The organism is Halobacillus sp. BBL2006 (genome assembly GCF_000786645.1).
Classification (GTDB): Bacteria; Bacillota; Bacilli; order Bacillales; family Halobacillaceae; genus Halobacillus.
This window is the reverse complement of record NZ_JRNX01000151.1, coordinates 1-5,155: the sequence shown is the minus strand read 5'-3', so window position 1 is coordinate 5,155 and position 5,155 is coordinate 1. Positions and strand designations below refer to the sequence as shown.

General features: G+C 41.2%; 5 protein-coding genes. 2 read left to right on the top strand and 3 right to left on the bottom strand.

From position 1 onward, the window contains the following. Nucleotides 1–1,147, bottom strand: a 1,147-nt coding sequence (locus LD39_RS05400; protein WP_035543725.1) for an ABC transporter substrate-binding protein, incomplete at its 3' end; no start/stop codon positions are given. 217 nt (nucleotides 1,148–1,364) lie between these two features. On the opposite strand from LD39_RS05400, the gene LD39_RS05395 reads away from it, so the two are divergent. Beyond that, nucleotides 1,365–2,576: an ROK family transcriptional regulator gene (locus LD39_RS05395; RefSeq protein WP_035543723.1), complete on the top strand. Its 1,212-nt coding sequence runs from the start codon at nucleotides 1,365–1,367 to the stop codon at nucleotides 2,574–2,576. 87 nt (nucleotides 2,577–2,663) lie between these two features. On the opposite strand, the gene LD39_RS05390 is transcribed toward LD39_RS05395, so the two are convergent. Both LD39_RS05390 and LD39_RS05385 read right to left on the bottom strand, forming a co-directional pair. Further along, on the bottom strand, nucleotides 2,664–3,029 hold the full coding sequence (locus tag LD39_RS05390; RefSeq protein WP_035543722.1) for a hypothetical protein: 366 nt from the start codon (nucleotides 3,027–3,029) through the stop codon (nucleotides 2,664–2,666). A 145-nt stretch (nucleotides 3,030–3,174) separates the two neighbouring features. Then, on the bottom strand, nucleotides 3,175–4,065 hold the full coding sequence (locus LD39_RS05385) for an ROK family protein (protein WP_035543721.1): 891 nt from the start codon (nucleotides 4,063–4,065) through the stop codon (nucleotides 3,175–3,177). A gap of 143 nt (nucleotides 4,066–4,208) precedes the next feature. Here LD39_RS05385 and LD39_RS05380 point away from each other — a divergent pair, with 143 nt between their 5' ends. Further along, the gene (locus tag LD39_RS05380) at nucleotides 4,209–5,150 is read left to right on the top strand and encodes an LCP family protein (protein WP_035543719.1); all 942 of its coding nucleotides are present in this window, start codon (nucleotides 4,209–4,211) and stop codon (nucleotides 5,148–5,150) included. Nucleotides 5,151–5,155: the final 5 nt, after the last annotated feature.

Below are 5,155 nucleotides of genomic sequence, written 5' to 3'. Positions count from 1 at the left end.
AAACCTCATCCGCAAACAACTTGAAGATTTTCTGATTTGAGAAGAATTCTGATTCTTGATTAAAGAAGTCTTCTTCATATGTCCTGCTTAACGATGGGAAAATTCCTTTCTCTTTCAACGCTTTCATCTGTGGATCCACTTCAGTTGTAAAGTACTCTACAAATGCATAGGCTGTGTTCTTGTTATCAGAAGAGGACGGAATGACTAGATCAGAACCACCTAAGTTCGCTGCACGGTTTCCACCTTCTTCAAATGCTGGAAGATAGAATACTCCCCATTTGCCGCTTTGATCAGGAGCCTGGTCCATGATTGTTCCTGTGTACCAAACACCGAATGGAACAGTAGCTACTTCACCGTTTACTGTAGCAGAAACAACTCCATTCCAACCATCATTGTTCAAAATCAAATCTTCATCATTTAGACGTTTTATGACTTCAAACGCTTTTTTAGATTCTTCAGAGGTTACATCAATATTTCCTTCTTCGTCATAGTAGTAAGCCCCTTGCTGGTTTAACATCATACGGTATAAAGCATCATCTTTTGCTATATCAACGGGCACCATCTGGGTACCTGTTTTCTCTTTAATCGTTTTACCCGCTTCGATGTAATCGTCCCAAGTCTTAATATCATCTGGGTTTACACCAGCTTCTTCAAAAATATCAGTGCGGTAAAATACTCCTGCTGGGCCGATATCCCAAGGAGCTGCAAAAAAGTCTCCGTTAGAGTCTTGAGTTACAGAAAGTTTATAATCCCCGAATTTATCTTCATGTTTGTCATATCCCATTTCTGATAAATTAGCTAGCGCGTCAGGGAACTGGCTTTGATAGTTTGCCAGGCGGTCCGACTCTACCATCACAACATCAGGAAGACCATTTCCTCCAGATGCCAGTCCAACTGTTAACTTCTCATAAACATCTAAACGGCCGATATCTTCAACCTTAACTTCCACATCAGGATGCTGCTCTTTGAAACCATCAACGGCTAACTCCATTGATTCTGCAGCTACATTCCATCCCCATACAGTAATTTCACCTGAAGGCTCTCCGCCATCCTCACCTGAAGACTCTTCACTACTATTTCCTGAACATGCGGCTAGAACCCCAGCGACTAGTCCAACTAAAAGAAACACACTCAACCATTTTTTCATCTTGCTAGACTCCCCCTTTGTTAGCGTTTTCAAAACTTAGTAAAATAAATTAATTAACTAAATATAACGTAGCATAGTTAACTACGAATGAAAAGAGTTTTCTTAAAATTAGAATAATTATTTGGGGGTTTGGTTTCATTAAACTTAATAAAATTAATTAATTAAGTCTATACTTGTGATATGATGGAAATATACATAAAGTTGTTGGAGGGATCGTATGAGCACTAAGTATACCAGGGGCAGTTTTCAACTAATGAAATCAATGAATCGATCTATCATTTTAAATATGATTAGAAAGCAAGGTCCCATTTCCAGAGCGGATATCGCAAAGCAGAGTCGACTTACGCCCCCCACCGTCAGTAATATCGTAAAGGAACTGATAAATACTAAATTCGTAATTGAAACGACGCAAGGGACATCGAAAGGCGGGAGAAAACCTACCTTACTGGAGATCAATGTTGATTATTTTTATATACTGGGAATCGATGTGGGAACGACGAGTGTGAAATTCGTCGTAACCAATTTATTCGGGGATTTAAAAGATACGACAAGCTTGGAGATCCCTGCATTCCCTACTAATGAAAACCTTATCTCAATTATGAAAGAAGGCATCCGTCTTTTGCTGTCCAATGGAAATAATGATCCAGGTAAGTTTTTAGGTGTTGGGGTCGGAATGCATGGAATCGTTGACCCTGAGAAAGGGATATCTTTATTTGCTCCTTCCTTTCAATTGAAGAACATCCCAATTAAAGAGGAATTAGAGAAAGAATTTAATATGATTGTCAACGTAGAGAATGATGCACGAGCCATGACATTAGGTGAGTATTGGTTTGGTCACGGAAATGATGCAGATAATATGGTAGGCGTGAACGTAGGAAATGGAATCGGTGCAGGACTAATGGTAAAAGGCAGGCTCTTTCATGGAGAAAATAACCTTGCTGGTGAAATCGGTCATATCACAATTGACTTATCCGGTCCAAAATGCCCCTGTGGCAACTACGGCTGTTTGCAAACACTTGCAGCTGGACCTGCTATTGCTGAGCGAGCAAAAAAGGAACTAAAATCCGGTACACACTCCCTCATCCGGGATTTAGTCCAAGGAGATCTAGAACAAGTGGACGGAAAAGTCGTATATGAGGCAGCTTTACAAAATGATGAATTCAGTATTCAACTGCTGTATCAAACAGGAAGATATTTAGGAATCGGTCTCACAAACCTAATTCATACGATCAATCCAAAACGGATTATCATTGGTGGCGGGGTATCCAAAGCTGGCCCTTACCTTATGGAGGGGATTGAAGAGACGATTCAAAGCAGAGGATTAACAGATAAAGCGAAAGAGACCTCTATCGTCTTGTCCAAATTAGGTGATCATGCATCTGCTATCGGTGCGTGCGTACTTATTTTGGAGGAGTTTTTCTCTAGATAAAAGGAGCACTATAAAATTCTTATAGTAAAGAAAAATGAAATACAAAAAACCTTATGATTCCCTCATAAGGTTTTTTCGATCCATCTACTAATTGGCCACTTGAAGGATCATACCTTCGAGCACCTCAATATTCCTTGCATTAAACCGTATCCCTTTATAATCAAATACAAGGATTTGACGATCCTGTACTTGCAGCAGCTCGTGATAATCTTTCTTCCCTGTATCAATCTTTTGATAAGTCACAGTCGTATTGATGTTTTTCCTTGCCAGCAAAACTTTCATTCCATTAATGGAAGACTGGAATTCTTCAGTAGGCGGGGTATCCTTGTAGAAAACGACTAAATGGAATTCATTCTGACCAGAGGGAGTAAAATGCTGAATGGCTTGTTGTGAACCACTTGAACACCCCGTCAAAACCACCATCACAAACAGCCATGAGAAAACCTTTTTCACACTTACACTCCTCCAAATCAATGATTCCCTTCTTATAAGGTACGTTCGCTAAACCATAAATATCACCGTCACATAGAAAAAAATGGGACCTCAGGTCATCCAATTTCTGGATGACCTGAGGTCCCTTTTTTTACCATCATGCGAATCAGCGTGTGAGTAAGGAAGCTCCGATGACGCCTGCATCTCCGCTCAGCGAAGCAGGCTGGAGATTTACTTTGTCTACCAAGCCCGGGTAAAGGTATTTTTTCACCTTTTCCCTTAACGGAATCCAGATTAAGTCCCCTGCTTTCATGACGCCTCCGCCAATAACGAAAACGTCCGGATTTACAATGTGAGTCAAGTTTGCTATTCCCATTGCTAAATATTCAATGGCTTCATCGATGACTCTTTGGGCTCGCTTGTCTCCTTCACTGACAAGTTCGAATACCGCTTCGGCTCCGCCTTCGATTCCATACAGTTCATATGCTCGCTGACCGATCGCAGTTCCACTTGCATATCCCTCCAGGGCTCCTTTATTCAGATTGCTATACTGATAACCTCCTGGATTCAAAATCATATTGCCGATTTCGCCGCTATAGCCTTGTGCTCCACTGAATACTTGGTCGTCGATGACCAATCCTCCACCGACACCTGTGCTGACAGTAATGTAGAACACGCTATGGTAGCCTTTGCCACTTCCAAAGCGTGCTTCCCCTAGCGCGGCTGCATTTGCGTCATTATTCAACTGAATTTCCGTAGGGTAATGTTTTTTCAATTCATCAACCAAGTACACTTCTTCCCATCCAGGCAAATTAGGCGGGTTCAAGATTACACCTTTATGAGGATCAAGTGGACCCGGTGCCCCTATTCCTATCCCGTCCACTTTTTCCCCATCTGCAATCGTTTCGATCATACGAACGATATTCTCTATCGTATGAATTGGCCCTTTTTCCGGTTCCGTCTGCTCTTGCAATAACTCTTCGACCATTCCATTGTTATTGATTTTCGCAACTCTAACATTCGTGCCGCCGAGGTCGATCCCGATATGAATCCCCATGTTTATCCCTCTCCTTATTAATGTTTTCTCTACCTATTCATGTACCCACTCTACTTTTATCATAAATGTCTGAAAGTTATTTTTACAGGAAACTACAAAAATCGTATAATAGAATAGTAGTTTCTTTGAAAAGAGGTGGGGATATGAGTCGTAAAGCACTCAAGAAGAAAAAGAGACGAAAGAAAAGACGTTGGAAGGTCCTCCTTTTCCTATTTGCTATTATAGTTGTTATCGGAGGTATTTACCTTTTCTCTATTTATAATAACGTTCGAACAACCGTCAACCAGGATCTACATGAAGACGTTGATTCAATAGATACTGATGAAACGAAAGAAAAAGTAGATAAAAAAGAGCCGATCAACATTTTGCTGCTCGGTGTAGACGAACGTGAAAATGATGTCGGGCGCTCGGATACGATGATTGTCATGACGCTTGACCCTAATCATAATAAAATGCAAATGGTCAGTATTCCGCGTGATACAAAAACTGAAATTGCAGGCGATGGACGCGTGACAAGGATTAACCACGCGTATGCCTACGGAGGAAGTGATATGGCTGCCAACACGGTCGAAAACTTCCTTGATATTGACCTCGATTATTATGTTCGTGTCAATATGGAAGGACTATCGCAGCTAGTCGATGCTGTGGATGGGATTACAGTCCAAAATAACCGTGCTTTTAGTTCCGGCGGATTCGATTTCAAAAAAGGCGAGATTGAACTGAATGGACGAGAAGCGCTTGCTTTTGTAAGGATGCGTAAGAATGACCCGAACGGCGACCTTGGACGTAACGAACGTCAGCGTCAAGTCATTCAAGGGATCATTGATAAAGGGGCAAGTCTTAATATTATGAACAAAGTCGATGAAGTCATGACTGTGCTAGGTGACAATGTGAGCACAAACATGCAATTCGATGATATGAGACGTCTGGCTACGAACTACCGCAGTGCAAGGAAAAACATTTCCACGTACCAGATGAGTGGACAAGGCACGATGACCAATGGCATGTACTTGATGATTATGTCCGATGAAGAGATTCAGAAAACGCATGATATGATTGTAGATTTTGGATCGAAAAAAGAATAAAAATA